This window comes from Rhizobium sp. L9 (assembly GCF_002531885.1).
Lineage (GTDB): Bacteria > Pseudomonadota > Alphaproteobacteria > Rhizobiales > Rhizobiaceae > Rhizobium.
The window spans coordinates 1-742 of the sequence record NZ_NWSZ01000098.1; the positions used below are offsets into that span (position 1 = coordinate 1).

The 742-nt window shown below is 57.3% G+C and carries 2 pseudogenes; both read left to right on the forward strand.

The features are described 5' to 3' along the window. Window positions 1-66: 66 nt before the first annotated feature. A pseudogene (locus tag CO660_RS32435) lies at window positions 67-297 on the forward strand (transposase domain-containing protein); the annotation flags it as partial. 24 nt (window positions 298-321) lie between these two features. Continuing rightward, a pseudogene (locus CO660_RS32440) lies at window positions 322-474 on the forward strand (ISNCY family transposase); the annotation flags it as partial. Between the last annotated feature and the right edge of the window lie 268 nt (window positions 475-742).

Below are 742 nucleotides of genomic sequence, written 5' to 3' on the forward strand. Positions count from 1 at the left end.
TCTGGCCAAAATGTGGATGCCAGCGATAGTGAACCTCGACTTCATCGCCGACATGGGCAGAATGAACGGGGCATTGCTCTCGGAAGGAAGTCATGGCTCTTCGCCGGATCGGATCGTGGTGCTGATCGCGCAGCCTTCATGGCGACGCTGATCATGAGCGCAAAGCTCAACGACATCGATCCGCAAGCCTGGCTTGCTGATGTCCTCGCCAACATCGCTGACACGCCGACGAGCAAACTGGAACAATTGCTTCCGTGGAACTGGACGCCGACGGCGCTGGATGCTCAAGCGGCCTGACCTGCGTCCTTCACCGGATGCTTACAGCAATCGAAGCCTGTGGTAAAGAGCAATAGCGAGAAGAACGGCTATGTGCGACGGGCTCACGGTCCGGGACGGCGGAAGGATTTTACGAACGATCCGGCCGTCATCGAACGCCGTAAAGCTGCGCTGGCAAAGCGCGATGCTGCCGAGTGAGGCGTCGATCGCATCGTCTTAAAGCTAAAGCCGATGGGTGCCCCTCACCCGCCCCCGCTCCGCCCTTTCAACCCGGCCCAGCCGGTCGGATCGGGGCTGATCATCAGAGCCAGCGTCGCGTTTGTAACTGGCTGACAATGTCGCCCCTCTAATCAGCTTTGACAGCAATTGTAACCGCAAAGTTAGAATGTAAGAACGACTGGCATCTATTGCTCGATCCATCTCCACCCTATTGCTGGAAAAGGTAAATGTCGTTCTCCCTGCCTGA